The 1404-nt window shown below is 41.3% G+C and carries 2 protein-coding genes; both read left to right on the top strand.

Going from position 1 to position 1404, the window contains the following annotated elements:
- Positions 1 to 85 precede the first annotated feature (85 nt).
- Complete coding sequence (locus LCM10_RS20455) at positions 86 to 376, top strand: transposase (protein WP_224878443.1); 291 nt, start codon at positions 86 to 88, stop codon at positions 374 to 376.
- Between the two features lie 11 nt (positions 377 to 387).
- Positions 388 to 1263 carry an IS3 family transposase gene (locus LCM10_RS20450; RefSeq protein ID WP_224878446.1) on the top strand — a complete coding sequence of 292 codons (876 nt, stop codon included), beginning with the start codon at positions 388 to 390 and terminating at the stop codon, positions 1261 to 1263.
- The last annotated feature ends 141 nt before the right edge of the window (positions 1264 to 1404 follow it).

Genomic DNA, 1404 nt, shown 5'->3' with positions numbered 1-1404 from the left:
AATTTATTAAAGTTAGTCTAAAAAGTGGACACACCAAAATGATAATTCGTACACTATAACTATCATTAAAAAGGACGTGTTCACTATGGGAAAGCACCATTCAAATGAGTATCGGGAATATGTAGCCAAGATGATTGTAGAAGAAGATAAAAAGGCAACAGATTTAGCTTACGAGCTAGAAATCCCGTACTCTTCGATCCAGCGCTGGGTTAAACAATACAAAGAGAAAAAAGTTGCCGGTCAGTCACAAGAATACATTACCCCATCAGAGCTTGAGAAACTGAAAAAGCAACATGAAAAGGAAATGAAGGCTCTTCAAGAGGAGAACGAAATCTTAAAAAAGGCGATGCACATCTTCACGAAAAAGCCCAAGTAAAGTATGAATTCATTGAGGCTCATAAAGATGAACACCCCATTTTGAAGATGTGTAACGTACTCGGGGTCTCCTCCAGCGGTTATTATAAGTGGCAGTCAAAACATCGCCGTGGTGAAACAGATCGAGAAAAGAGAAAGAATGAATTGAAACAGAAAATAAAGAAGTCTTTTCATGAGAGCCTGGAGACGTACGGAAGTCCACGGATCCATGACGATTTGATTGAATGGGGATACACCATTTCACAAAAGACAGTCGCCAGATATATGCATGAAATGGGCCTGAAAGCTACACCGACAGAAAAATATGTCGTGACGACAGACTCCAATCACGATCTAGCGATCTATCCAAACCTAGTTAAGAGAAACTTCAATGTAGACAGTCCTAATGCGGTATGGGTAGCTGACATTACCTATGTGCGTACCCTTCAAGGCTGGATGTATTTAGCGTCGGTCATGGACTTATTTTCCCGAAAGATCGTAGGGTGGAGCCTCGGAGAGTCCATGAAAAAGGAACTTACTTTGGCTGCATTAGAGATGGCAAAGACCACAAGACGACCTCCTGATGGCCTGATTCATCATTCAGACCGCGGGACTCAATACTGTTCAAAAGATTACACGGAAGCACTACAAGAGGCTGGCATCCAAATTAGCATGAGTAAAAAAGGAGATCCGTATGATAATGCGTGCATCGAATCCTTCCATGCGACGATTAAAAAGGAACTCATTTACCGCTTCCGATTCAAAACCCGTGATGAAGCCTCGAGAGCGATTAACTACTACATTTCCAGCCGATACAATGAACGAAGAAAACACTCGACGCTTGGGTATCTTTCTCCGAACAACTTTGAACGAAATTACCATCTGTTAATCTCAGAAAAGATATCATAAAAGAACCATTTGGCGTGAAAGAGGAGCAATCCTGGTTTTGGATTGATCGTTTTTCATGCCCCACCAAACGAAGTGCGGTAGGATTACAGGACAAAAATTTCTCATTTTGTATTGTCCACTTTCTTGACAGAAGACCATTAT

The organism is Rossellomorea aquimaris (assembly GCF_020171925.1).
In the GTDB taxonomy this organism is placed as follows: Bacteria; Bacillota; Bacilli; order Bacillales; family Bacillaceae_B; genus Rossellomorea; species Rossellomorea aquimaris_F.
Note: the sequence above shows the minus strand (reverse complement) of the source record. Positions and strands in the feature narration are given on the sequence as shown.